Annotated in this window: 20 protein-coding genes, 1 tRNA gene and 1 pseudogene; 13 read left to right on the forward strand and 9 right to left on the reverse strand. The window is 53.8% G+C overall.

Annotation, left to right across the window (positions count from 1 at the left end):
• Window positions 1-36 precede the first annotated feature (36 nt).
• The 6 genes from CYR52_RS19960 (at window position 37) to symE (ending at window position 5,198) form a co-directional block, all read left to right on the forward strand.
• Entirely contained in the window at window positions 37-855 is an 819-nt protein-coding gene (locus CYR52_RS19960) for an amino acid ABC transporter permease (protein WP_101829277.1), read from the forward strand.
• A 1-nt stretch (window position 856) separates the two neighbouring features.
• On the forward strand, window positions 857-1,618 hold the full coding sequence (locus CYR52_RS19965; RefSeq protein ID WP_101829278.1) for an amino acid ABC transporter ATP-binding protein: 762 nt from the start codon (window positions 857-859) through the stop codon (window positions 1,616-1,618).
• Window positions 1,615-2,694, forward strand: a complete 1,080-nt coding sequence (locus tag CYR52_RS19970; protein ID WP_101829279.1) for a Gfo/Idh/MocA family protein — start codon at window positions 1,615-1,617, stop codon at window positions 2,692-2,694. Before CYR52_RS19965 ends, CYR52_RS19970 begins: the two co-directional genes overlap by 4 nt.
• Before the next feature lie 39 nt (window positions 2,695-2,733).
• Window positions 2,734-3,849, forward strand: a complete 1,116-nt coding sequence (locus tag CYR52_RS19975) for an NAD(P)/FAD-dependent oxidoreductase (RefSeq protein WP_101829280.1) — start codon at window positions 2,734-2,736, stop codon at window positions 3,847-3,849.
• Between the two features lie 187 nt (window positions 3,850-4,036).
• Window positions 4,037-4,609, forward strand: coding sequence for a DUF1349 domain-containing protein (locus CYR52_RS19980; protein WP_101829281.1), 573 nt, complete (start codon window positions 4,037-4,039; stop codon window positions 4,607-4,609).
• Between the two features lie 235 nt (window positions 4,610-4,844).
• Window positions 4,845-5,198, forward strand: coding sequence for an endoribonuclease SymE (gene symE, locus CYR52_RS19985; protein WP_101829282.1), 354 nt, complete (start codon window positions 4,845-4,847; stop codon window positions 5,196-5,198).
• A 339-nt stretch (window positions 5,199-5,537) separates the two neighbouring features.
• On the opposite strand, the gene CYR52_RS19990 is transcribed toward symE, so the two are convergent.
• Window positions 5,538-5,846, reverse strand: coding sequence for a hypothetical protein (locus tag CYR52_RS19990; RefSeq protein ID WP_101829283.1), 309 nt, complete (start codon window positions 5,844-5,846; stop codon window positions 5,538-5,540).
• Between the two features lie 76 nt (window positions 5,847-5,922).
• Entirely contained in the window at window positions 5,923-6,900 is a 978-nt protein-coding gene (locus CYR52_RS19995; RefSeq protein WP_101829284.1) for a toll/interleukin-1 receptor domain-containing protein, read from the reverse strand.
• Between the two features lie 225 nt (window positions 6,901-7,125).
• Here CYR52_RS19995 and CYR52_RS20000 point away from each other — a divergent pair, with 225 nt between their 5' ends.
• The 5 genes from CYR52_RS20000 (at window position 7,126) to CYR52_RS20020 (ending at window position 15,967) form a co-directional block, all read left to right on the forward strand.
• Window positions 7,126-10,539: a DEAD/DEAH box helicase family protein gene (locus CYR52_RS20000; RefSeq protein WP_101829285.1), complete on the forward strand. Its 3,414-nt coding sequence runs from the start codon at window positions 7,126-7,128 to the stop codon at window positions 10,537-10,539.
• Window positions 10,540-10,601: 62 nt separating this feature from the next.
• On the forward strand, window positions 10,602-12,236 hold the full coding sequence (locus tag CYR52_RS20005; RefSeq protein ID WP_101829286.1) for a type I restriction-modification system subunit M: 1,635 nt from the start codon (window positions 10,602-10,604) through the stop codon (window positions 12,234-12,236).
• Window positions 12,233-13,357 carry a restriction endonuclease subunit S gene (locus CYR52_RS20010; RefSeq protein WP_241522435.1) on the forward strand — a complete coding sequence of 375 codons (1,125 nt, stop codon included), beginning with the start codon at window positions 12,233-12,235 and terminating at the stop codon, window positions 13,355-13,357. Before CYR52_RS20005 ends, CYR52_RS20010 begins: the two co-directional genes overlap by 4 nt.
• A gap of 2 nt (window positions 13,358-13,359) precedes the next feature.
• On the forward strand, window positions 13,360-15,051 hold the full coding sequence (locus CYR52_RS20015; RefSeq protein ID WP_101829288.1) for an AAA family ATPase: 1,692 nt from the start codon (window positions 13,360-13,362) through the stop codon (window positions 15,049-15,051).
• Complete coding sequence (locus CYR52_RS20020) at window positions 15,041-15,967, forward strand: HNH endonuclease (protein ID WP_101829289.1); 927 nt, start codon at window positions 15,041-15,043, stop codon at window positions 15,965-15,967. The genes CYR52_RS20015 and CYR52_RS20020 overlap by 11 nt, the downstream gene beginning before the upstream one ends.
• Window positions 15,968-16,122: 155 nt before the next feature.
• Here the strand turns inward: CYR52_RS20020 and CYR52_RS22955 are convergent.
• Window positions 16,123-16,570: pseudogene (locus CYR52_RS22955) on the reverse strand (tyrosine-type recombinase/integrase); the annotation flags it as partial.
• Window positions 16,571-16,632: 62 nt separating this feature from the next.
• Window positions 16,633-16,717, reverse strand: a tRNA-Leu gene (locus CYR52_RS20025).
• 238 nt (window positions 16,718-16,955) lie between these two features.
• On the opposite strand from CYR52_RS20025, the gene ampH reads away from it, so the two are divergent.
• Window positions 16,956-18,104, forward strand: coding sequence for a D-alanyl-D-alanine-carboxypeptidase/endopeptidase AmpH (ampH, locus tag CYR52_RS20030; RefSeq protein WP_101829290.1), 1,149 nt, complete (start codon window positions 16,956-16,958; stop codon window positions 18,102-18,104).
• A 541-nt stretch (window positions 18,105-18,645) separates the two neighbouring features.
• Here the strand turns inward: ampH and CYR52_RS20035 are convergent.
• Genes CYR52_RS20035 through CYR52_RS20055 form a run of 5 tightly spaced genes read right to left on the reverse strand, consistent with a single transcriptional unit; the run spans window position 18,646 to window position 23,179 of the window.
• Window positions 18,646-19,884: a sugar MFS transporter gene (locus CYR52_RS20035; protein ID WP_072931842.1), complete on the reverse strand. Its 1,239-nt coding sequence runs from the start codon at window positions 19,882-19,884 to the stop codon at window positions 18,646-18,648.
• A gap of 56 nt (window positions 19,885-19,940) precedes the next feature.
• Window positions 19,941-20,288: an L-rhamnose mutarotase gene (locus CYR52_RS20040; RefSeq protein ID WP_101829291.1), complete on the reverse strand. Its 348-nt coding sequence runs from the start codon at window positions 20,286-20,288 to the stop codon at window positions 19,941-19,943.
• Window positions 20,285-21,061: an L-fucose dehydrogenase gene (locus tag CYR52_RS20045; protein WP_101829292.1), complete on the reverse strand. Its 777-nt coding sequence runs from the start codon at window positions 21,059-21,061 to the stop codon at window positions 20,285-20,287. Before CYR52_RS20045 ends, CYR52_RS20040 begins: the two co-directional genes overlap by 4 nt.
• Entirely contained in the window at window positions 21,042-21,899 is an 858-nt protein-coding gene (locus CYR52_RS20050) for an amidohydrolase family protein (RefSeq protein WP_101829293.1), read from the reverse strand. Before CYR52_RS20050 ends, CYR52_RS20045 begins: the two co-directional genes overlap by 20 nt.
• A gap of 2 nt (window positions 21,900-21,901) precedes the next feature.
• Window positions 21,902-23,179, reverse strand: coding sequence for an L-fuconate dehydratase (locus tag CYR52_RS20055; RefSeq protein WP_072931834.1), 1,278 nt, complete (start codon window positions 23,177-23,179; stop codon window positions 21,902-21,904).
• 244 nt (window positions 23,180-23,423) lie between these two features.
• Here CYR52_RS20055 and CYR52_RS20060 point away from each other — a divergent pair, with 244 nt between their 5' ends.
• Window positions 23,424-24,179: a FadR/GntR family transcriptional regulator gene (locus tag CYR52_RS20060; protein WP_101829294.1), complete on the forward strand. Its 756-nt coding sequence runs from the start codon at window positions 23,424-23,426 to the stop codon at window positions 24,177-24,179.
• Window positions 24,180-24,406 lie beyond the last annotated feature (227 nt).

A 24,406-nucleotide genomic window follows, 5' to 3' on the forward strand; every position in this document is an offset into this window, starting at 1 on the left:
GCGCGCCCCGTCACCCGCTTTTAGTGAGATACGGCTATGGATCTGTTAACTGTACTTTCCCGCACCTTTTTTGATATCCCGTCGATGCTGGAGGTGCTGCCGCAACTGCTCAGCACCGGGCTGGTGAACACGGTGATCATCTCCGTGGCGGCCACGATCCTCGGCACGCTGTTTGGCCTGATCCTGGCGCTGATGGGCATCTCCCCCTCGCGCTGGCTGCGCATCCCGGCGCGCCTCTACACCGACTTGTTCCGCGGCCTGCCGTCGATTCTGACCATCCTGCTGATTGGTCAGGGCCTCGCCCGCTTCAGCTACCAGATTTTCGGGCCGACGCCCTACCCGCTCGGCATTTTCGCCCTGAGTTTGATCGCCAGCGCCTATATGGGGGAGATTTTCCGCGCCGGCATTCAGAGCATTGAGAAAGGCCAGATGGAAGCCTGCCGCGCGCTCGGCATGAGCTACAGCCGGGCGATGCGGCTGGTGATCATCCCGCAGGGCATCCGCCGCGTGCTGCCGGCGATCGTCAACCAGTTCATCGCCATCATCAAAGACTCGTCGCTGGTCTACCTGCTGGGGCTGATGACCGGCCAGCGCGAGCTGTTCCGCGTCGGCCAGGATGCTGCCGTGCTCACCGGCAACCTCTCGCCGCTGCTGCTGGCAGGCCTGTTCTACCTGATCATCACCGTGCCGCTGACCCACGCCGTGAACCACGTTGACGTGCGCTACCGCACCGGCCGCCGCCGGATGACCGCCCCACAAAGCGGCCTGAAAGAGGTGGACGAAGTGCAGCAAAAGCCCGCCCCGGCCCTGACCGGCGGCGCGATTAACCCGCTGATCACCGAGCGAGGGCAATAAGATGAACCAACCACACGCGACGGCCGCCGCCTACCACGGTGCCAGCCTGGAGCTGCGCGATTTAACGCTGGCCTACGGCCCGATCCAGGTGCTGCGCAAGGTGTCGCTCACTATCGCGCCCGGCACCACCACCTGCATCATCGGCCCGTCCGGCTCGGGCAAGTCGACGCTGTTGCGCGGCATCAACCGGCTGCATGAACCGCAGTCCGGGGATGTGCTGCTGGCGGGCAAATCGGTACTGCGTGACCAGCCGGACGCGCTGCGGCTGCGCATCGGCATGGTGTTCCAGCATTTCAACCTGTTCCCCGACCACAGCGCGCTGGAGAACGTGGCGCTGGCGCCCTGGAAAGTCAAAGGGATGCCGAAAGCCAGCGCGATGGCGATCGCCCGCCAGCGGCTTGAGGAGGTTGGCCTCGGCCAGCGGACCGATCACCGGCCGCGTGACCTCTCCGGCGGCCAGCAGCAGCGCGTCGCCATTGCCCGCGCGCTGGCGATGGACCCGGAAGTGATGCTGTTTGATGAAGCGACCTCGGCGCTCGACCCGGAGCTGGTCAAGGGCGTGCTGTCACTGATGGCGGATCTCTGCAAGCGCGGCATGACGATGGCGGTGGTGACGCATGAGATGGGCTTTGCCCGCCGGGTCGCCGACCAGGTGGTGTTTATGGATGAGGGCGAGATCGTCGAGTCCGGCCCGCCGGATGCGATTTTTGACCGGCCGCAGTCGCCGCGCCTGCAACGTTTTCTTTCGGAGGTTTTGTCATGACGCACCAACGGGTTTCATCCCCGGTTATCCGCACCGCGCTGGTCGGCTTCGGCATCTCCGGGCAGGTGTTCCACGCCCCGCTGCTGGCCGCCGATCTGCAGTTCAGCCTGGCAGCGATTGTCACCGGCAACGCGGAACGCCGCCACGCCGCGCAACAGCGCTACCCGCAGGCGCGCCTGATCACCGACTGGGATGCCCTGATGCAGCAGATCGACAGCGGCGCGCTGGCCCTTGACCTGATCGTGCTCGGCACACCGCCCGCGCAACACGCCCAACAGGCGCATGACGCCAGCCGCCGCGGCCTTCATTTAGTCGTGGATAAACCGTTTGCCGCCAATGCCGCCGAAGCGGAGACGATGATCGCCGAGGCGCAGGCCAACCACACGCTGCTGACGGTGTTCCATAACCGCCGCTGGGATGGCGATTTCCTGACGCTGAAGCGCCTGCTGGCGGAGGAGCAACTGGGGCGGGTGCGCAGTTTTGAGTCCCGCTTTGAGTGGTGGCGGCCGGAAGGCTTCGGCAACTGGCGCGACCGCGTGACCCTGGCGGAGGGCGGCGGGCTGCTGCTGGACCTCGGCAGCCATTTAATCGATCAGGCGATCCAGCTGTTCGGCCCGGTGCGTGAGAGCAGCGCGGAGCTGGCGCGTTACGGCTCCCCGGCGCTCTCGGACAGCGACGAAGACACCTTCGTCTCACTGCTGCATGAGAGCGGCGTGCGCTCCCGGTTGTGGATGAACGGCCAGGCGGCGCGCCCGGCCCCGCGTTTCCACCTGCTCGGCAGCCGCGCCGCCTTTACCAGTTGGGGGCTGGATAACCAGGAACCATCGCTGGCGGCGGGAATGTTACCCACCGATGCGGCTTACGGCGTGACGCCTGCCGCCCAGTGGGGCGCGCTCGGCGAGGGTGATAACCACCAGCCGGTGCCCCATGAGCGCGGCAACTACCCGGCCTTTTATCAGCAACTGGCGCACGCCCTGCATGACGGCGCACCCGCGCCGGTAGACGCCCGCGAGGCGCTGGCGGTGCTACGGCTGATTGACGATCTCCATGCACGCTTCACGGTGCGCAACGCCTGAACGGCGTTCCCTTTTCCTCTTATTGCAAGGAACAGAACGATGTCTGTGAACTCGACTAAAAAAGTGGCGGTATTAGGCGGCGGCGTGCTGGGCGTCTCCACGGCGCTGGAGCTGGCGAAACGCGGCGCGCAGGTGACGCTGGTGACGGAAGCGGAACTCTGCTCCGGCGCGTCTGGCCGGTCGCTGTCGTGGCTGAACTCTGCGGGCGAACGCACCCTGCCCTACCACGCGCTGCGGATGGCGGGCATCGATCGCTACCGCACGCTGTTCGCACAAGACCCAACGCGTGACTGGCTGCGCTTTGACGGCGGCCTCTGCTGGGCCGCGAATGACGCCGCCGGCACCCGCGCCCGCCACGCTTACGAGAAGGCGCACGGCTACGATTCGCATCTGGTGGATGCCGACGGCGTGACAGCGGTGGACAGCCGCGTCAACCCGCGCGCGGTGGCGGACGCCGCGATCTTCAACCCCGGCGAAGGCTGGGTGAGCCTGCCGCATTTGATCGAATTCCTCGCCCAGCAGTTCCGCGACCTGGGCGGTGAGATTGTGGAGCACGCCGGGAAAGCGGACGTGCTGACGGAGAACGGGCGCGCTTGCGGCCTGCGCAGCGCGGATAAAGGCGAGCTGCGCGCCGACGCGGTGCTGGTGGCCTGCGGCCCCTGGACGCCGGACGTGGTCGCGCCGCTCGGCGTCACTATTCCTAACGGTTCGCCGGTGTCGATGCTGGTCATCAGCCAGCCCACCGCGCACGGCCTGAAAGTGGTGATGAACACGCCGCGTGCCGCCATCCGCCCGAACCCCGGCAGCACGCTGGCGGCAGACCACGACTGGTATGAAGAGGAGATCGTGCAGCAACCGGACGGCCGCTACACCATCGCCGAAAGCGTGGTGGACAAGCTGATGCAGGAAGCGGGCGCGCTGGTTGGCAACGGCACCGCGCTCCAGGCCGCCAGCTGGAAACTCGGCCCCAAACCGATCCCCGGCGACGGCAACCCGGTGCTCGGCGAACTGGCGCGCGTACCCGGCTGCTTCGTGGCCTTCACCCACTCCGGCGCAACCCTGGCGCTGATCGTCGGCGAACTGCTGGCCGATGAGATCATGACCGGCGACAAACACCCGATGCTCTCTACCTTCCGCGCGGAACGGTTTGGGTGATTTTAAAGGCTGTCCGCTGCAGGGCGGGCAGCTTTTCCGCACCCTGTATTCAGTCACCCGGCAAGCTATTCGTTCCCATAATTTGACGCCCCTCAGAGACTTTACTTTTCCCGCCCTTATCAACGCCATTCTCCCCTGCCAGTGCATACACTATTTCCCATCATGTCCTGTCTGACCCGGAGACCCGATGCGCAACGCTTTTTCCTGGATTAACGAACCGCAACAGTGGCACTACCAGAACGATAAATTAACGGTGGTCACGGATGACCACACCGATTTCTGGCGCAAGACCTGGTACGGCTTCGAACGCTTTTCCGGCCATATTTACGCAACAGATGCGGCCGACGATTTCACCTTTCAGGTGAAAGTATGCGCCGACTTCAACACGCTCTACGATCAGGCCGGGATTATGCTGATGGCCGACGACCAGCACTGGCTGAAAGCGGGCATCGAGTACAACGACGGCGCGCCCGCCATCGGCAGCGTGCTGACGCTCAGCCACTCCGACTGGGCGACCGGCATTTTCCCCGGCGACCCGTGCACCTTCTGGCTCCGCCTGACCCGCAAAGGCGACAGCCTGCGGTTACAGTACTCCACCGACGGCCGGCACTGGCCGCTGCTGCGCTTAAGCTATTTCCCGGCAGGATCTGTGAGAGTCGGTGTGATGTGCTGCACCCCAGAACGCCGCGGATTAGAGGTCGAATTCTTGGATATGGCGCTCACCCCGCCGCTGGATAAAGCGCTACATGATTTGAGCTGAAATAATAAGGCACGCGTTTATTGCGTGCCTTATTATATTTAAAACCCTCAGACTTCTTTTATTTACCCTAATAAAAAAGGAATACATGTCGCATTATTTCTCCGATGATTTTCATTTATTTTCATCTGGCTTTTCATTGCGTAACTGGCTATTTTTACAGGGTAATTAAGCGCGGTAAAGATGTGCAGCAACACACCTTTACCGCTGACCACAATAGCTAATGGAGGTAGTCATTATGGCTGCACAGGATTGTATTGCAGAAAATTCAGGAACAGAAGCCACCCAGGAGACTATTCGCCGTTTAAAAGTCAGTTATGCGAGCCGTTATCCAGATTACACCCGTATTCCAGCAGTAATTATGAAAGGCAAATGGCTGGCAGCGGCAGGGTTTGATACCGGGACTGAAGTTGATGTGCGGGTGATGAAGGGGTGCATTGTGCTGATGGCGAAAGAGGTGCAGGAGGAGAAACCGCAGTACAAGGCGGAACCGGAGCTGATGCAGGCCCTGCGCCGGGTAGAGAGGCTTTCGAAGCGGAAGCAGAAGCAGGTGTGGGCGTTTATTGATGGTGTTGTGGGGAAGCGGGTGTAGGGGATGTATACCGCACTTTATGGTCGTTATGCCTGTCATCTTTACAGCGGTGAACTAAAGTACCACTTGGCATACGACACTATGCCTATGATTTGAACATACCGAAATAGGATTAAAGGGCAATGGTCGACATCATTGCCCTATGTGAAATCAGATGCAGATGAGCAACAGTTTATTTAACATCTACAATACTTCTTACCTGACACGATATTTAAGATCAGAAAAAATGCAATGTACTAACAATTACCATAATAAATATTATTTACGCATTGGCAGCTTTAGCAATAAATCGCAAATGATATCATCAATGTTGAATTAGTATGGTCTAAAATATTAGAGTTAACAGCCATTAAGATAATGTTTTTTACATTCCTCTATGGCTGAAAACATATCCCGACTAGGACGCATTTGATCAGCGATTGTCATTTGTAATCCTCCCTCTTGGAATCCTAGATGCTCCAGACTGATAATTTCATCTGTTTTGACCCAATACTTATCTCCGTTTTCCACCAACATCTTTTCACGGTAAACTACAATTTTTTCAGGATAGTCAGTGCGTTTTCCTTCTTTTAAAAATATTTCGTAACGGACATATCCATTGCTTTCGTCTCCAAGTAACAGCACCTTGGCAAGGTTAAGTTGTACCATTTCTATATCCTTATCGTAATTTGTCAGTACCGGCTTCGTTCAAATTGGGCTAAGTAAACGATTCTGGGGCGATTAATCATCGAGACATACGTTGCTTGATTACTCCGAAGAACATTCCCCAGAGATGTTCTGACATCCCTTCGTTTGTCAGCAGCTCTTCTCGTGAGTTACCGCTGCTAAATCCGCCCATCAGAGCACGGAAACCGAGAGATTGACCATTATCAGCAAGGCTCAGGCTTTCGTTAATGCTGTTTCGAACAACGTTACCCTGGCTATAACAGATATCCCCCATTCCATGGTGTTGATTGCCACGCCAGATGCCACATTGACCAACCTTGCTACCATTGACATACACTGAGCAAGTGAATGAATTCGCATCAATTCGCTGGAAATCAACGTCTAACCCAGCATGACGATTTTTAAGTTCATCCAGCGAGTTTTCAAAATAACGAGCGACATACTCAAAACCCTCGTGGAGGGCGCGATCTTTATCCAGGTCGGTAAAGCTCTTGGGTAGGGAAAGATTGCTGGAACGCGGTGTAAAAACGGTGTCTGCTGCCTGAAGCATCGGATTCACCGGAGCTGCAGCGTGCACACTCTGCTGCGGCTTTTTCGCTTCCAAATTGGCAATGGCTCGGGAGACAGCATCGACGATCTGAACATAGCCTTCATCATGGCTGGAAAATCGGGTAATCGGCTTACCATCGATTGTCGCCGCCATAATGCTACCGAACGGTAGCTGATGCCAGGCGCACTCTCTTAAGATCACAGGAATGACCACCGCTTCACCTCGTTTGTGCCGCTCAAGCGCATTAGCCATTTCAACCTGATAGCAGTAATCAGAATTAATGAAATCGCTGCTGATCAGTAGCAGGATGATATCTGCTTGCGAAAAGTACTGATCGATCTGACGCTCAAACTCCTGCCCAGGAACAATGCGGCGATCGTGCCATGTGGTGATCTTCCCCATTCGCTTCAGAGGTGACAAATGTTTCTCAAGTTCATTGCGTAGTGCTTCATCTACATGTGAGTAGGAAAAAACGAGAGTAGTCATAATGTTGAAATGCTCCTGAACTGATACCGTTTGAAAAGGCTATTCTGATTCTCAGTATAAAAAATCATCGTCACCAACAGTAGTGAATAGATGTTTGAACTATTCAAAGCGGTTACGTCAATTAATACATAGCATCGGTATGCCATCAAGCTCACTTCGTCAATTAGATTAATGTGATATTCTTTCCAAAAATTCTGTTGTATCCACGACATAAGGCGATGATTGATGGAGCAGTCTCTCAATTTTGAAATGTTGCGCAGCCAGTGGCCGGAGCTGGCGGAACTCGCGTATATGGCGGAACGTTATGTCCACTCTGATCCGGAAAGCTGTCTGGTTAAGCTGCGCAACTACACTGAATTGATGGTGCGCTGGTTGTATCGTCAGGAACGACTGCCGGAAGGTATTAAGGCGAATCTTTACGATTTAATGAATGCGGATGTCTTTACCAGCATGATGCCGGAAGCCATCATCATGAAAATGGATGCACTACGTATCCACGGTAACCGCGCCGCGCATGGCGGACGTATTAAAGCTAAAGATACCTACTGGCTGCTCAAGGAAGCGTATTTACTAGGGATTTGGCTGTATGTTCGCTACGCACACGGGAATGTTGATGACTGCCCCAAATTCTCTCTCCCTCCGTTAACACAATCTTCAGGTCGTGCAGATGATAAACGTCTGGAAGATGCAATCAGAGCTCAGGATGAAAGCCGTGAGCGTGAACTGGCGTTACAACGCGCACTACAGCAAGAGCAGGAGAAGGCCGAACACCTTACTCAGCGCCTGAATGAAGCCAGAGCACGTAACCAGCATGTTGCCGATATCCTCTCTATTGATGAAGCGGAAACCCGCCGACGCCTGATTGACTCCCGCCTGCTTGCTGCTGACTGGAATGTAGGTGAAGAACTTAAAAATACCGATCAGGTTACACAGGAACACCCAGTAAAAGAACAGCCTACCGCAACCGGCAACGGTTATGCGGATTATGTCTTATGGGATGAAGCACACAAACCGCTGGCGGTGGTAGAGGCAAAAAAAACCAGCGTCAATGCCGAGCAAGGACGAATTCAGGCCCGACTGTATGCAGACTGGCTTGAAAAGGAATATGGTCAGCGTCCGGTCATCTTCTATACCAACGGCTACGACATCTGGCTGTGGGACGACCATAAAACTCATGGCTATCCTCCACGCCGGGTATTTGGCTTCTACAGCAAGGAAAGCCTGCAATATCTTATTCAACAGCGTGAAACCCGTCTGCCGCTGAACAGTGTGCCGCATGTTAAAGACAATGAAGGTAAGGCAGTCGCTGGGCGTCTTTATCAATTAGAAACCATTGCCCGCGTGAGTGAACGTTTTACAAATAAATATCGTCAGTCATTAATCGTTCAGGCCACCGGCACCGGTAAAACCCGTGTAGCGATTGCGCTAAGCAAACTGATGATTGATGCTCGCTGGGTAAAACGCGTCTTATTCCTTTGTGACCGCAAAGAGCTACGTAAACAGTCGGCAAATGCCTTTAATCAATTTACCAATGAGCCGTTATATGTAGTTGGAAAATCGAAGAAAGCTGATAGGCAGAATGCGAGGATTTATATCGCCACCTATCCCGGCATGATGAAAATCATGGATCATTTCGATGTCGGTTATTTCGATCTGATCATCGCCGATGAATCTCACCGCTCTATCTATAACGTCTACGGCGATCTGTTTAAGTATTTTGATGCTCTCCAGATTGGCCTGACGGCCACGCCGATCGATATGGTGAGTAAAACTACCTTCGGCCTGTTCGGCTGTGAGGGGCGAATCCCTACCGCTAACTACAGCCTGGAAGATGCCATCGCCGATAACAACCTGGTTCCCTATGAAGTTGTTACGCACACTACGGAATTCCTGCGCGAAGGCATCAGACGGGAGAAATTAAGCGACGCACAAATCCGCGAGTTGGAGGAACAGGGTATCGATCCCAATACTCTGGAATTTGATGGCAAGGCGCTGGATCAAGCCATTTATAACAAAGACACTAACCGCTATATCCTGCGTAACCTGATGGAAAATGGCCTGAAAGATCGGGACGGCCAGCTCCCCGGTAAAACCATCATTTTCGCCCGTAACCACAAACACGCACTATTGTTGAATGAATTGTTCGACGACATGTACCCGCAGTTTGCCGGACGCTTCTGCCAGGTCATCGATAACTACGATCCCCGTGCCGAGCAACTAATTGACGATTTTAAAGGGCTGGATGAAAGCACCAACAAAGAGCTGACCATCGCTATCTCTGTTGACATGCTCGATACCGGTATTGATGTCCCGGAAATTGTAAATCTGGTCTTTGCCAAGCCGGTCAAATCGAAAGTAAAGTTCTGGCAGATGATTGGTCGTGGTACGCGTCTTTGTTCAGGGCTGTACGGCTACGATGATAACGGTAAGCCGCTGGATAAACAGAAATTCCGCATTTTCGATCACTGGGGCAACTTTGAGTATCACGAACTGCATACCGAAGAGGCCGAAGTGACAGCGACAAAATCGCTGGCGCAAAAACGCTTCGAGGCGTGGATTACACTAGGGGCCGCTGCGCAGCGTAAGTTCGACAAACAGGCGGTGGATTTAGTCGCTCACCAGCTCTGTGAGCAGATCAACGCGTTGGATGAAAAATCTATTGCCGTACAGGAAAAGTGGCAGCAAAAAGCGCAGTACAGCGATAAAAAGGTGTTGCGCCAGCTTTCCCCGAAAACACAGCAGGATCTATTATCCGTTCTGGCCCCGTTGATGCAGTGGCTGGACGTGCGCGGGCAGAGTGACGCAATGCGTTTCGATATGGATATTCTGGCGGCGCAAAACGCCCGTTATACCAACCCGGAAGAGCTGGATGTACTCTGGCCGGTCATCATCGAGAAAGTGGAACGTCTACCGCCGCATCTGGCTCAGGTGCAACAACAGGGACAGCGGATTAATCAGCTTCGTGATTTAGGCTGGTGGAAGCAAGCCAGCCTGGAAGAGCTGGAGGATATCCGTATTCATTTGCGCGGCATAATGCACCTGATGGAGAAAGATGCGACGCCGCAATTCGGCTCTATACAGGTGGATATTACCGAAGATGCGAATCTCATCCAGACGGAAACCCGCAAAACCAACATCCGTTCGATTGATTTCAAACTTTATCGCCAACAAGTTCAGGGGGCACTGGAGCCACTGTTCCAGCAAAATCCGGTACTGAAAAAAATCCGCAATGGCGAGCCGGTCACGCAAAGCGAGCTGGATGAGCTGGCGAAGCTGGTGCTGATCCAGAATCCGAATGTCGATATCCGGGCACTGAAAGAGTTCTACCCCCAGGCAACCGCTAGCCTGGATAAACTGCTACGTACCATCATCGGGATGGACAGCGACGCGGTAGAAGTGCGTTTTGCGCAGTTCGCCGCTGATAACAGCCTGACCAGCCAGCAATTGCGCTTCCTGTCACTGCTGAAAAACCATATCCGTGATTATGGCACCATTGAAATGCGGCAGCTCTTTGAACAGCCGTTTACGCATATCCACAACGAAGGCGTTACTGGTGTGTTCCCGGATTTAGAGCAAATTGTCCGGTTGCAAAAGATAGTCGAAGAGTTAGGTGTTGTGACCGACAGAGCGACGGTATAATACGCGCATGACAAGCCCCGGCACGGGGCTTTTGTATTTATAACAGGGTATAGACGTTAACAATGATTACCGGTGAATTAAAAAGTAAAATCGACGGACTATGGGAAGATTTCTGGGTAGGCGGCATTACTAACCCGCTGACCGTAATCGAACAGATCACCTACCTAATGTACTCCCGTATGCTGGATACCCAGGAACAACGGGACGAGAAGCGTAAACAAATCGCGGGTATTGATTTTAAACCGCGCTTTGCCCCAGAACAGCACGAGTTCCGTTTCAGCTACTACAGCAATCTTGGCTCGGATGAAATGATGGAAGTAGTGCGCGATGGCGTCTTTCAGCATTTCCGCCAACTCGGCCAGGCTGATGCGTCGAAGGTGACGCTGTTGGGCAACTTTATGAAAGATGCTCGTCTGGAGATCGTTAAGCCGTCATTGCTGACTAAAGCCGTGGAGGTGATCAAGAATCTGCCACTTGATCGTGGCGATACCAAAGGCGATCTCTACGAATACCTGTTAAGCAAGCTGACTACCGCAGGGATCAATGGTCAATTCCGCACGCCGCGCCACATTATCCGCGCGATAGTCGAAATGATGGAACCGAATCCGGCGCGCGGTGAGACGATTTGCGATCCGGCCTGTGGCACCGGTGGTTTTCTGGCAACCAGCTATGAATATCTGCTGGAGAAGTACAGTTCGCTGGAGTCGATTCATACTGAGATTGGCACCAACGAACGCGGGGAACTGGAAGAGCAAAAAATCTTTACTGGAGATCTGCTGACGCCATGGCGTAACCATGTGGATAACAACATGTTCCACGGTTACGACTTTGATACCACGATGCTGCGTATCGCCGCCATGAACCTGATTATGCACGGTGTGGAAGCACCGGATATTCACTATCAGGACACCATGAGCCAGAGCTTCAGCACCAACTTTCCACAAGCCAGCAAAAACGGCTTCAATCTGATTCTGGCAAACCCGCCGTTTACCGGTTCACTGGATGAGGAAGACATCGACTCAACGCTGTCGGCGATGGTGAAAACCAAGAAAACCGAGCTGCTCTTCTTGGCGCGGATTCTGCAAATGTTGAAAGTGGGTGGACGCAGCGCAACCATCGTTCCGCAGGGCGTGCTGTTTGGTTCTAGCAAAGCGCATCAATCGCTCCGTAAAACACTGGTGGAAGATAACCAACTGGAAGCGGTGATTAATTTACCTTCTGGCGTATTCAAGCCTTATGCGGGCGTGGCGACAGCAATCCTGATCTTCACTAAAGGTGGTCAGACGGATGAGGTATGGTTCTACGACCTGCACAATGACGGCTACAGCCTGGATGACAAGCGCAACCCGGTAAAAGACAACGATCTGCCACATCTGCTGGCAAGCTGGAAGCATTACCGTACCCTGCGCGGATTGCCGGTTGATAACTTTATGGGCGAGAAATTTTCCTCGTTGCTGAAGCAACAATATCCGAAAGGGATAGAGGCTGGCATTGATTTTAAAGATCGTACCCAGGCGGCGTTTGTAGTACCGAAAGGTGATATTGCTGCGCAGAAATACGACCTCTCCATTAACCGTTATAAAGAAGTGGTGTATCAGGCGGAGGAGTATGAAGATCCGAAGGTGATACTGAAGCAATTGAAGGACCTAGAGAAAGAGATTCAGGCGGATCTGGATGAGCTGGAGGGGATGCTGTGAGTTGGCCGATGGTGAAACTTCATGATATTTGTAGACCAAAACAGTGGAAAACTATAGCTGCCAGTAGTTTACTTGAATCAGGTTACCCAGTTTATGGTGCAAATGGGAAAATAGGGTTTTATTCTAAATTCACGCATGAATTCCCAACGTTGATGATTACTTGCCGTGGAGCGACTTGCGGTAATGTGCACATTTCTGAGCCCATGGCATATATTAATGGGAATGCCATGGCATTGGACGATATAGACCGAAGTAAAGTTGACATCAAGTATTTGTACTATTTTTTTCTAAAGCGGGGATTTGACGATGTGATTTCTGGCTCAGCACAACCACAAATTACTGGCCAGGGTTTAACTAAGGTAGAGATTCCTCTCCCTCCGTTATTAGAACAAAAACGAATTGCAGCTATTCTTGATAAAGCCGATGGTATACGCCAAAAACGCGAGCAAGCTATCAAACTGGCTGATGATTTTTTGCGTGTTACGTTTTTGGAGATGTTTGGTGATCCTGTAGGAAACCCTAAAGGATGGAAAAAAAATAAAATAAAAAAAGGTGTGCTAATCATTACTTCAGGTTGGAGTGCCACTGGAGAAAACATTCCCTGTGAATCGGATGAATTTGGCGTTTTGAAAATTAGTTCGGTGACTTCTGGAGTATTCAAGCCGGAAGAAAATAAAGTAGTAGACTGTGAAACCATTCCTGCTTCGAAAAAACTTATACTCCCTAAGAAGGGAGATTTGCTATTTAGCCGTGCAAACACTAGAGAGTTAGTTGCTGCAATATGTATGGTCCATCAGGATTATGATAACCTTTTCCTTCCTGATAAATTATGGTCGATCCAGCTAAATCATGAGCTATTGTTACCAGAGTTTTTTCTGATCTTAATACAAAATGAAAAAGTCCGCGAGTTATTAACTAAACAAGCGACCGGAACAAGTGGATCGATGCTAAATATATCTAAAAGCAAATTTGAAGAAACCGAGATTATTTTCCCGGAGATCAATGTACAAAAAGATTTTTGCAAAGCTTTCAGGAAAATAATGGATTTGAGAACAAAGTTAATTAAAAGCCATGAATTAGCTAATGAGTCATTTACTTCATTATCTCAAAAGGTATTTTAGCGATGAAGATTGTTTACACACCTAATCTATTCTGGAGAGAAGTTCCACCAGCAAAACCAGAATTTAGTGATGTTTTATCTCTGAGTAGTAATAATTGGGATGATTATGGATATAAAACTACTTTAAACGCGAAAATATACATTAACAATCAATCTATTTCATTTGATTTTTCAATTAAATTATTAATTGAAAATGTCGATAATACGGCAATAAAACTAGATGAATTATGTAAAGATGGATGGGATGGAATATTCCCCATTCCTAATTCCAACTATATAGCTCTTCCATCTGATATTGATTTTTATCAAATACTCATATCTAAAATAGGTGAGGAATTAACGATCAATCTTCTGAATGATCTGAACGATGCAGGTTTTAACAAAAATGTTTACCATAATGAAATATCTAATAGACTCATAGAACAAGATGCCTTTAAAACGTCATTACTCCGAGAAAGTGGAGCAAATAAAGCCTATCTAGACGGTTACCTGATATTCCAGAATATTCATGCGGAAATAAGAAACTTTCAGTTAAATATTTTAACAAAAGATGGCGGAGTAAATAAGATACCATTTAAATTTGAATCTACTTTATTGCCTTATGATATTAACGTTATCATTGGGCCGAATGGAATTGGTAAATCTCATTGTCTAAAATCACTTGTCGAATATTGGTTACAAATAGGAATGGGGGAACAGCGCATACTTGAAAAGAATAAACATACTCCATTTGATGAACGACCTAACATAAGTAAGCTTGTTCTTGTTTCTTATAGCCCTTTTGAAGAATTCAGCTTAGATCTAGAAAAAGACAACTTACAAGATAAAAAAGCATATCAATATTTTGGCTTCAGGCAAATGAGAGATAATGGGACAATTGGTATCAGTCGAAACTTACCAGCTTTAAATTCAAGTGAGTCATTACTTGAAATGATATCTGATGATAATAAATACAAATTCATTGAAAATAGAATAAATAAACTCAACTCAGTCGATTCTGCACTAAAATCTGCCATTAGCTATGATTATTGTGTTCTAAGATTATCTCCAGAAGATAACTCATCCTATCTCGGGACAGATATAGTCATAATTGATAATGAAAAATATCTCCCTGCCGTAAATATTGTAAAATGGGCTGAACATCTAGATTTAATAAGGGATTCTATACTGCTAAATGATGGTGTAATCTTTGTTAAAGATGGAAAGATTGTACATCTTAGTTCTGGCCAACGATTATTTGTATACATAGCAATTAATGTTGTCGGTGCAATAAAAGAAAATAGCTTAATTGTGATTGATGAACCTGAATTATTTTTACACCCTAACCTTGAAATAGAATTCATTGGTCTACTAAAAAAATTGCTTAAACCGTTTCGCTCTAAAGCTATTCTAGCTACTCATTCCCTATCTATTACACGTGAAGTGCCGTCAAAATGTGTACATATATTCCGCTATAAGGATGACGAACTTGAAATAGTTCCTCCACCATTTGAAACATTTGGCGGTAATGTTCAGAGAATTTCTTCTTATGTTTTCGGCGATAAATCGATCTCTAAGCCTTTTGATGAATGGCTTAAGATGCAGCTACAAAATATCAAAGATCCTGAAAAATTAATTGAACTTTTGAAAGAAGAGATTAACGAAGAAATGATCATGAAAATAATGAGCTTGGCGAGAAAAAATCATGGTCGCTAGATTGTCTTTACCTGAATACAATTCTATTACGGTGCTTAGAACTATCATTTCAGAACGAAAGTGGTATAAAGATTTCTATAATAGCTTAACTAATGATTGGTTATTACATGTAGAAAACTATCTGGAACGTCATGGTGATCCACGTTTTATTGCACCTATCGACCTGTCACTATATTTCTCAGAAGAATCATTAAAAAAAGAAGAAGAAAAAACAACTGATGCTAATAGACATATATCACCCAAAGAGAGATTAAGAGAGAAAAGAAAACAAGCCCTTATTAATTTATACTCTCCTGATGAGGGGAAAACACCTTACGATATTCTTGAAGATTTAAGGCGGGGGCATAACCTATTATTTTGCCCATGTTGTGGGGAACCGGGAAAGCCGACAACATTAGACCATTACTTGCCCAAAACTATGTATCCTGAATTAGCTGTAATTATTGCTAACTTAACACCAATGTGTAATGAATGTCAGCAGAATAAAAGCTCGGATTATTTTGATGAGAATAGAGACAAGATTTACATACATCCGTATTTTGACCCTATTGAACAAGTTAACTTAAGCATTGATATAGAAGAGCCCTTTGCTACGCCAACATTCGAACTAACAATTCTTGAGAATGGGGATAATAACGAGCTTAATGAATTATTAAAGCGACACATCAATGGTGTTAATTTTTTAGAGCGATTTGATGAATTCTGTCGAAATGAATATATGGCATTACTACGCACGATGTCATTAGAACGTCAAGATGCTGAACCTGACAGAGCATCAAGAATAATACGCCGGTTCAAACGTCAACATGAAAGTCAGTCACCAAACAGATGGGAAGCTATTTTCTATAGAGGGATTCTAAACAATACCAATCTCCTTGATTATCTTGATAACGGAGAATTACCTGCTTTTACTTAATATCAAGCACGTTTTAACCTAAAATATATTAACAATGGTTTTACGATAAGAAGGTCCAGAGGAGGGCATATACTGCCTTTACATAATAATTTTTAGGACAGAAGTAATGCCTCTAAATTTATTGGCTCAGGTCTGAGCGATCTGATTTTCGACTATAGACTTGACTCAATCAATGAACTATAAGCCATAGTGCGGAAGCTATGACCACAAACCTCACAGCCTTAGTGTCATAGCCTATTACTCGCAGCGCTCCGTTTACGGTGTTTTCACTCATTGGCTTACGCGGATCATGATCGCCAATAAAAATCAGCTCGTGCTTCCCGCAAAACTGTTTTGTCTGCTTCAGGCTCGCCAGTGCTTGCTTTAAAAGCGGTACTAAATGCGGTTTGCGCATTTTGAGCCTAGGTAGGCATGTTTTACACCGGGAATAGGCTCTCGTTCTGGCGGGATCATCCACATTGATTTTTCGAAATCAATCTCTGACTAACGTGCAAAACGCAGCTTATTTAAGCGAATGAAGATAAGCAGGGTGAGTTCTGTTGCTCAACGGGTGAATAGTCTGCCAATGTAGTCATCTATTTTCTGTAGTAACTCAGGGAGACCTTGTGTTTCCTGGATTTCAGACATAAAAAAAGACGTCCTTAGACGTCTATTTACATACTCGATGGTGCCGAAGGCCGGAATCGAACCGGCACGCCTTGCGGCGGTTGATTTTGAATCAACTGCGTCTACCGATTTCGCCACTTCGGCACTGAAGTAGTATGCGGAAAACGGGTGCATTATACCTGCCCAGGATCGCCATGCAACTGTTATCCCTTTTGTCTGCGCTTAAGTGACGAAAAAATCAGCGCTTCATCGCCCTGCCCTACCAGGCGTGCGCAGCGCGGGCGTGAGGATTGTTCACACTTTTTTTAGTATCGGCCGCATTTTCTGCCTGCCAGATGCGGCGGTTGCCATTATGATATTCGCCACTTGTCTCTTGCCTCTCATGGAAACCAGATTGGCTAAATTACTCCCCTCTTTATTGCTCGGGCTGGTCGCGGCGACGCTGCCAATGCGCGGCTTTGCCCAGGCGCAGCTGACCTCACAGGTCGTCGATACCTTTGCAGAGCACATTTTCTATAACAGCGGTGCGATGGGCATGGCGCTGGTGGTGATTGATAACAACCAGCAGGTGTTCCGCAGTTATGGGGAAACCCAGCCGGGTAACGACCTGCGCCCGCGGCCGGACACGATGATCCGCATCGCCTCGCTGACCAAGCTGATGACCGGCGAAGTGATGGTGAAACTGGCCGCCGAAGGTAAAGTCCGGCTGGTGGATCCGCTGAAAAAATATGCACCACCCGGCGCCCGGGTGCCCGCCTATAATGCGCGCCAGCCGATTACCCTGCTGAACCTCGCCACCCACACCAGCGGCCTGCCGCGTGAGCAGCCGGGCGGCAAAGCCGGGCGCACGGTGTTCACCTGGCCGACTGAGGCCAACCGCTGGCAATACCTGCGCTCCGCCAAGGTTACCGTACCGCCGGGCGTCCATGCCGCTTACTCAAACCTGGGGTATGACCTGCTGGCCGATGCGCTCTCCAACGCCACCGGTAAGCCCTACCCTACGCTGCTGCGTGAGAAAGTCACCGGCCCGCTCGGCATGGTCAACACCACTTTCACTCCTACGGCGGCACAATGCGCCCGGCTGATGGTCGGCAAAGGCAGCAGCGCCTGCCGCAGCACCATTGCGGCGGCGGGCAGTGGCGGCGTCTACTCCACGCCGGAAGATATGCAACGCTGGATGCAGCAGTTCTTAGCCTTCAACGGCCGTGCGCCGTCTGTGGTCGCCACGCGTGACCAGACCATGTACTTCCGCCGCAGTGAGCTGGTCTCATTGAAAGGTATGGACGTGCCGGGCCAGGCGGATGCGCTCGGGCTGGGCTGGGTGACGATGGCCGCGAAAAACGGCCGCCCGACCATCATCCAGAAAACCGGTGGCGGTGGCGGGTTCATTACCTATATGGCGATGGTGCCGAAGAAGAATATCGGCGTGTTCGTGGTGGTGACGCGCACCGAACTGACGCGCTTCACCAATATGAGTGACGGGGTAAACGATCTGGTCACGGCGCTGGTGAATAACAACAGTCATGACTGACAGTCACAAACGCTTCTGACAGCAACTCACAACGCCCATTAACAGGGGAAACAGCGGACGAGGTTCCCGGAGGGACGCCTCGCCCGCTGGTCGCCCCGTCAGTCTCAGAACTTATCGCAACGTCATTCACAGCGCCCATAACGCCCCGTGCAACTTCAGCCCTGTCGCGATACCTTTTACAGCTACCCACAACGCCCATTATTAGGGGAAATAGCAGACCGGGTTTCCGGAGGGACGCCTCGCCTGCTGGTCGCCCCGCCAGTCCCCGGCCTTATCGCAACATACACCACAGCGACTATAACTCCCCGAGAGGCTTCAGCCCTGTCGCGACATCTCTCACAGCAACGCACAACGCCCAATAACAGGGGAAACAGTGGACGAGGTTCCCGGAGGGACGCCTCGCCCACTGGTCGCCCCGTCAGTCTCCCAACCTGTCGCGATACATCTCACAGCGCCCAACAATGCCCAACAACGCCCGGGTATCGCCGCTCCGGCAGCAGCTGACAACGGGTATCGCTGAGCTGACAGCAGGTCTTACCGGTTAATGCCCCGCCTTCTGCGCCCGGCGCTGGCTCAGCCCGTAGACAAATACCACCGCGAAACAGGCCATCGGCAACAGGTAGGAGATCGCCGTGTGGTAATGGTCCGCCAGTGCGCCCATGAAGTACGGCATAATCGCGCCGCCGACAATCGCCATGATCATAAACGAACTGGCACGCTTGGTGTGGACGCCCATATTCTTCACGCCCAAAGCGAAAATGGTCGGGAACATAATCGACATAAAGAAGAACACCGCCACCAGCGCAATCACTGACACGTTCTCAATACTCAGCACCACCAGTCCGCACAGCACGATATTCACCAGCGCATACAGCATCAGCAACGTGGTGGCCGCCACGCGCCCCATCAGCCAGGTGCTGAAGAACCGCCCGACCATAAAGCTGATCATCGCCACCGACAGCAGATACGAGGCGCTCTGGTTCGAGACGTTATGCCAGTGCTCGGTGGCGTAGTTGATAAAGAACGCCCCTACGCCAACCTGCGCCGCCACGTAGAAGAACTGCGCCACCACGCCGCCGACGAAGTGCCGGTGCTGCCACAGGCCGCGCGGTGCTTCCCCCGGTGCGTCGCCGCTCTCACGGATGTCCGGCAGCCGGGTGCGGCTGAACAGGAAGGCGATCACCAACACCAGCCCGGCAATCGCCACATAGGTAATCTTCACCGACTCCTGCCCGCTGCCCTGCGCCTGGGTGGCGGAGAAAAACAGCGTGCCGCCGATCATCGGGCCGATAAACTGCCCCAACCCGTTAAACGACTGCGCCAGGTTCAGCCGCCGCTCCGCCCCGGCCGGGTCACCCAGCACCGTGGCGTACGGGTTCGCCGCCGTCTCCAGGCAGCCCAGCCCGCTGGCGATCACAAACAGCGCCAGCAGGAACAGTGCAAAACTGTTGGCAGACGCAGCAGGCACAAACAGCAGCGCGCCCACGGCATACAGGCACAGCCCGACCAGAATCCCCGCTTTATAGCCTTTGCGGTCCATAAACAGCCCGGCGGGCAGCGCCACCAGGAAATAGGCACCGAAATAGGCCGCCTGCAACAGGCCGGACTGCGCCTTGGTGACGTGCAACGTCTCCTGAAAGTGTTTGTTCAACACATCCAGCAGCCCATACGACAACCCCCACATAAAGAACAAGCTGGTGACCAGCATCAGCGCCCAGCGCCCGCTGGTGGCCAGTTGGCCGGTATTGGCCGACAGTGACGCACTTTTATTGACTAGCATGTTAACTCCTTGATCCAGGTTGGATAACGCATCATTGGCGCGTCCGGCGCGCCGGGTTACTGCGCTGCGGGTTGATCCGCAAGGGAAAACAGGCGGTCCATCGTCACCCATTTATCACCCGGTGGCGTCCACGGGGTGGGAAGCTGGTACTGCCACATCAGCGCCTCCCAGCGCTGAATGTGCGGGTTGGCGTTGCTTGCCTCAGCAAACGTGGCCGGGTCGAAGGCGTCACTCACCTCCATCACCATAAACAGCCGCGTGCCGAGGCGGTAAATCTCCATGTCGAGGATGCCGTGCTGCCGCAGATGCGCCGCCACCTCCGGCCAGATGCGCTGGTGGTGCGCCTGATACTCGGCAATCAGCGCCGGGGAGTCGACCAGATCGAGCGCCTGACAGATCCTCATGTGATTGCCCGGTCGAGGTGGGTGTAGCCGCCATCCACCGAGAGCCACTGGCCGGTGGTGTGCGACGAGCGCGGCGAGAGCGCGAACACCACGGTGTCGGCGATCTCCTGCGGCGTGGTCATGCGTTTGCCGAGCGGAATGCGGGCGGTAATGCTGTCCCGTTTGCGCTGCGGCTGGTCGAAAGTGTCGATCCACCGCTCATACTGCGGCGTCATCACCTCGGCGGGGATCACTGCGTTCACACGGATGCCGTCCTCCAGCAGCGACACCGCCCACTCCCGCGTCAGGGACAGCACGCCCCCTTTGGCGGCGGTGTAGCCGCTGGTGTTGCCCTGCCCGGTCAGCGCGGTTTTGGAGCTGATATTGACGATGCTGCCGCGGCTGGCGCGCAGGGCATCCAGGCAGAAGTGCGCCATCAGGTAGTAGTGGACGAGGTTCTTCTCCAGCGAGGCCACAAACGCCTCGCGCCCCGCCTCCAGGCTGACGCCATCATTCACCCCGGCGTTATTAACCAGCCCGTCAAGGTGGCCAAAACGGGCCAGCGTCTCCGCCACCGCGCGGCGGCACTCCGCTTCCTGGCAGAGATCGGCGAGGATCACCGTCGTTGCCGGTTGTTGTTGCTGAAGCTGGGCCAGAAAGCCCGGCTCCGGCGGCGTATTGGTGACGATCACCGGGATCGCCCCTTCATCAGCCAGCGTGGTGGAGATCGCCGCGCCGATGCCGGAGCCGCCGCCGGTGACGATGACGACCTTATCAGTGAGGTTGAGGTGCATAGTCTGGCTCCTGTAAGCCGTAGAGGCGGCAGGCATTGCCGCCAAGGATGGCGGCGCGCTCGGCGTCGCTGAGGGCGGTGAGCGCGTGCTCACAAAGTTCGGTGACCTGCGCATACTCACCGGCCAGCAAACAGACCGGCCAGTCTGACCCGGCCAGCAGCCGATCCGGGCCGAACGCCTCCAGCGCCGCGTCGATAAACGGCCGCAGCAGCGCGGGCGTCCAGCGGAAACCGGGGGCTTCGGTCACCAACCCGGAGAGCTTACAGGCGACATGCGGCAGCGCGGCCAGCGGCGCAATCTGCCGCGCCCAGTGCGCCGCGCCACGGGCGATGTCCGGTTTGCCGAGGTGGTCCAGCACCAGCCAATGATCGTCATAACGCGCCGCAAAGGTTGTGGCGTCCGCCAGGTGGCGATGCGTCACCAGCAGCTCATAGACATAGCCGCGTGACTGAATCAGCTCCATCCCGCCCGCCAGCGCCGGCTGTTGCAGCCACGCGGCCGGATCGGGTTCATCCTGCACCAGGTGCCGCACCCCGTGCAGCGCCGGGCGATCCTGCAACGGGGCCAGCACGTCGGCCAGCGCCGGTGAGGTGAGCGGCAGCCAGCCCACCACGCCCCGGATAAACGGGTTGGCGTCGGCCATCGCCAGCAGGCTTTGTGTCTCGTCGAGGCTCTGGCGCGCCTGCACCGCGATGCAGCCGTCGATCCGCTGCTGTTGCAGCAGCGGCAACAGATCGCCGGGCAGGAAATCGCGTTGCAGCACGGCCATCTGGTCACTGATCCAGCCGTACGCCTGCGGCTGGTAGCGCCAGAAATGCTGGTGGGCATCGATGCGCATCGTTACCCCCGGAAGCGGTACTGGTCGAGGGACGCGGCGTGCATCTCAATCGAGAAGCCCGGTGCGTGCGGCGGCATATAGGCCGCGCCACGGATCTCGCACGGCGTGACGAAATGCTCATGCAGGTGATCCACATACTCAATCACCCGCCCTTCGTGCGTCCCGGCGATGCAGAGGTAGTCGATCATCGACAGGTGCTGCACGTACTCGCACAGCCCGACGCCCCCGGCATGGGGGCAGACCGGCAGGTTATAGCGGGCGGCCATCAGCATCACCGCCAGCACCTCATTCACGCCGCCCATCCGGCAGGCATCAATCTGCACCACGTCGATCGCGCCGCGCATGATGAACTGTTTGAACATAATGCGGTTCTGGCACATCTCGCCGGTCGCCACTTTCACCGGCGCGACCGCCTCACGGATTTTGCGGTGGCCTTCGATGTCATCCGGGCTGGTGGGTTCCTCAATAAACCATGGCCGGGCGAACGCCAGCTTGTTGACCCAGTCGATCGCCTCATCCACTTCCCACACCTGGTTGGCGTCAATCATCAACTGTCGGTCGGGGCCAATCACCTCACGGGCGATGCGCACCCGGCGGATGTCATCCTCCAGGTCGCGCCCGACCTTGAGTTTGAGGAAGGAGAAGCCGGCGTCCACCGCCTGTTGGCAGAGGCGGCGCAGCTTCTCATCCGGGTAGCCGAGCCAGCCCGCCGAGGTGGTGTAACAGGGGTAACCTTCCGCCAGCAATTTTTCGCGCCGTTGCGCCTGCCCTTCGGCGCGCTCGGTCAGCAGCCGCAGCGCCTGCTCCGGCGTGATGCAGTCGGTGAGGTAACGGAAATCGATGCAGCGCACCAGCTCCTCCGGTGACATATCCGCCACCAGTTGCCACAGCGGCTTGCCGCAGGATTTCGCCCACGCATCCCACACGGCGTTGATCACCGCGCCGGTCGCCAGATGGATCGCGCCCTTGTCCGGCCCGATCCAGCGCAACTGGCTGTCACTGGTGAAACGCCGCCAGAACGCGCCCATGTCCGCCGTGATCGCCTCCAGAGACTGCCCGACGATCTGGTGCTCCAGCGCCCGGATGGCGGCACAGCAGATCTCATTGCCGCGGCCGATGGTAAACGTCAGGCCGTGGCCGCTCAGCGTCGGGTCATCGGTTTCCAGAATCACATAGGCGGCGGAGTAGTCCGGGTCCGGGTTCATGGCGTCGGAGCCATCCAGCGCCTGCGAGGTGGGAAAGCGGATATCTTCAACGCGCAGGGCGGTAAACTGGGTCATGGGTGCCTCGCTTTCAGGTCTAATGGTCAGGCCACTGACCGGCTAAAAAGAGCCTGAAGGTCAGGCCAATTTGGTTGGAAATGTTATTGCTTACCCGGCGGCGTGGTTTGCTAAGATGGGCACCGGCTGCACAAAACATCATCAACGCGGATTCAGTTTTTACACGCCGATAACAATTCCTCAAGGGCGACAACCGGGAATTGGTGGCTGAATCGCTTAACCGACCACAGGGAGACGGGCCACCATGCCGATTACCAGACTGGAAAACCCGCGGCTTTACCGGCAGATAGCCGATCAGTTGCGCGGGCTGATTGAGAAGGGGGAATTTCCGCCCGGCAGCCGGTTGCCGTCGGAGCGCGATCTGGCGGCGCAAATGCAGGTGAGCCGCGCCTCGGTGCGGGAGGCGCTGATTGCGCTGGAAGTGGTGGGGCTGGTGGATGTGAAGGTCGGCAACGGCGTGATCGTGCGCCACCCGCCGGTGGCGGCCTCACCGGAGCCGGTGATGGCGCAGGCCGGGCGCGGCCAGTGGGGCGAGCTGGACGAGGAGCTGGGGATCGACCTCGACCTGAACAGCGAGCTGCCGCCTTTTTCGTTGTTACAGACCCGCCGCCTAATCGAGCCGGAAACCGCCGCGCTGGCTGCGCGTTACGCCAGTGCAGACGAGCGCGCCGCCATCCGCGCCGCTTACCTGCGCAACTGCGAGGATAACCGCGCCGGCTCGGAAACCCACCCCGGCGACCGGCTGTTCCACATCCGCATTGCCCAGGCCAGCGGCAACCCGGCTTACGCCTTTATCATCGGCCACTTGCTCGGCCACCGTTACGGCAGCATGTTCCGGGTGTTGCAGCGTAATTACACGCCGGAGGATATGCCGCACCGCTCCGAGCAGGAGCACCGGGCGATCCTTGACGCCATCGAGGCGGGGGATGCCGCGGGGGCGCGGCGGGCGATGAAAGCGCACCTCGATGCGGTGATAGCGGTGTTTTCGCGGCAGGGCTAAGGCGGCCCTGCTGCCGCCACTGGGGTTAAGTGGTTTGTTTCGGTTGTTTATGAGATGGCTTATTTCGGTTGCTCATGTGCGGTGGCCTTTTGCTTTTGGATTGAGGTTGGTTGCGTTGGCAAACGCCTGCATTCCTTCTGCGGCTCCGCTGCCGCCACCGCGCAAGGGGCGCGTAAGCGCGCGCCCCTTGCATCCCCGCGCTTTTGGGTGCCCCGGCAGAATTATTG

This window comes from Chimaeribacter arupi (assembly GCF_002858805.1).
Taxonomy (GTDB): domain Bacteria; phylum Pseudomonadota; class Gammaproteobacteria; order Enterobacterales; family Enterobacteriaceae; genus Chimaeribacter; species Chimaeribacter arupi.

Coding starts and splice junctions, on each gene's coding strand:
- CYR52_RS19960 (WP_101829277.1), top strand. CDS start 37: ATGGATCTGTTAACTGTACTTTCCCGCACCTTTTTTGATATCCCGTCG.
- CYR52_RS19965 (WP_101829278.1), top strand. CDS start 857: ATGAACCAACCACACGCGACGGCCGCCGCCTACCACGGTGCCAGCCTG.
- CYR52_RS19970 (WP_101829279.1), top strand. CDS start 1,615: ATGACGCACCAACGGGTTTCATCCCCGGTTATCCGCACCGCGCTGGTC.
- CYR52_RS19975 (WP_101829280.1), top strand. CDS start 2,734: ATGTCTGTGAACTCGACTAAAAAAGTGGCGGTATTAGGCGGCGGCGTG.
- CYR52_RS19980 (WP_101829281.1), top strand. CDS start 4,037: ATGCGCAACGCTTTTTCCTGGATTAACGAACCGCAACAGTGGCACTAC.
- symE (WP_101829282.1), top strand. CDS start 4,845: ATGGCTGCACAGGATTGTATTGCAGAAAATTCAGGAACAGAAGCCACC.
- CYR52_RS19990 (WP_101829283.1), bottom strand. CDS start 5,846: ATGGTACAACTTAACCTTGCCAAGGTGCTGTTACTTGGAGACGAAAGC.
- CYR52_RS19995 (WP_101829284.1), bottom strand. CDS start 6,900: ATGACTACTCTCGTTTTTTCCTACTCACATGTAGATGAAGCACTACGC.
- CYR52_RS20000 (WP_101829285.1), top strand. CDS start 7,126: ATGGAGCAGTCTCTCAATTTTGAAATGTTGCGCAGCCAGTGGCCGGAG.
- CYR52_RS20005 (WP_101829286.1), top strand. CDS start 10,602: ATGATTACCGGTGAATTAAAAAGTAAAATCGACGGACTATGGGAAGAT.
- CYR52_RS20015 (WP_101829288.1), top strand. CDS start 13,360: ATGAAGATTGTTTACACACCTAATCTATTCTGGAGAGAAGTTCCACCA.
- CYR52_RS20020 (WP_101829289.1), top strand. CDS start 15,041: ATGGTCGCTAGATTGTCTTTACCTGAATACAATTCTATTACGGTGCTT.
- ampH (WP_101829290.1), top strand. CDS start 16,956: ATGGAAACCAGATTGGCTAAATTACTCCCCTCTTTATTGCTCGGGCTG.
- CYR52_RS20035 (WP_072931842.1), bottom strand. CDS start 19,884: ATGCTAGTCAATAAAAGTGCGTCACTGTCGGCCAATACCGGCCAACTG.
- CYR52_RS20040 (WP_101829291.1), bottom strand. CDS start 20,288: ATGAGGATCTGTCAGGCGCTCGATCTGGTCGACTCCCCGGCGCTGATT.
- CYR52_RS20045 (WP_101829292.1), bottom strand. CDS start 21,061: ATGCACCTCAACCTCACTGATAAGGTCGTCATCGTCACCGGCGGCGGC.
- CYR52_RS20050 (WP_101829293.1), bottom strand. CDS start 21,899: ATGCGCATCGATGCCCACCAGCATTTCTGGCGCTACCAGCCGCAGGCG.
- CYR52_RS20055 (WP_072931834.1), bottom strand. CDS start 23,179: ATGACCCAGTTTACCGCCCTGCGCGTTGAAGATATCCGCTTTCCCACC.
- CYR52_RS20060 (WP_101829294.1), top strand. CDS start 23,424: ATGCCGATTACCAGACTGGAAAACCCGCGGCTTTACCGGCAGATAGCC.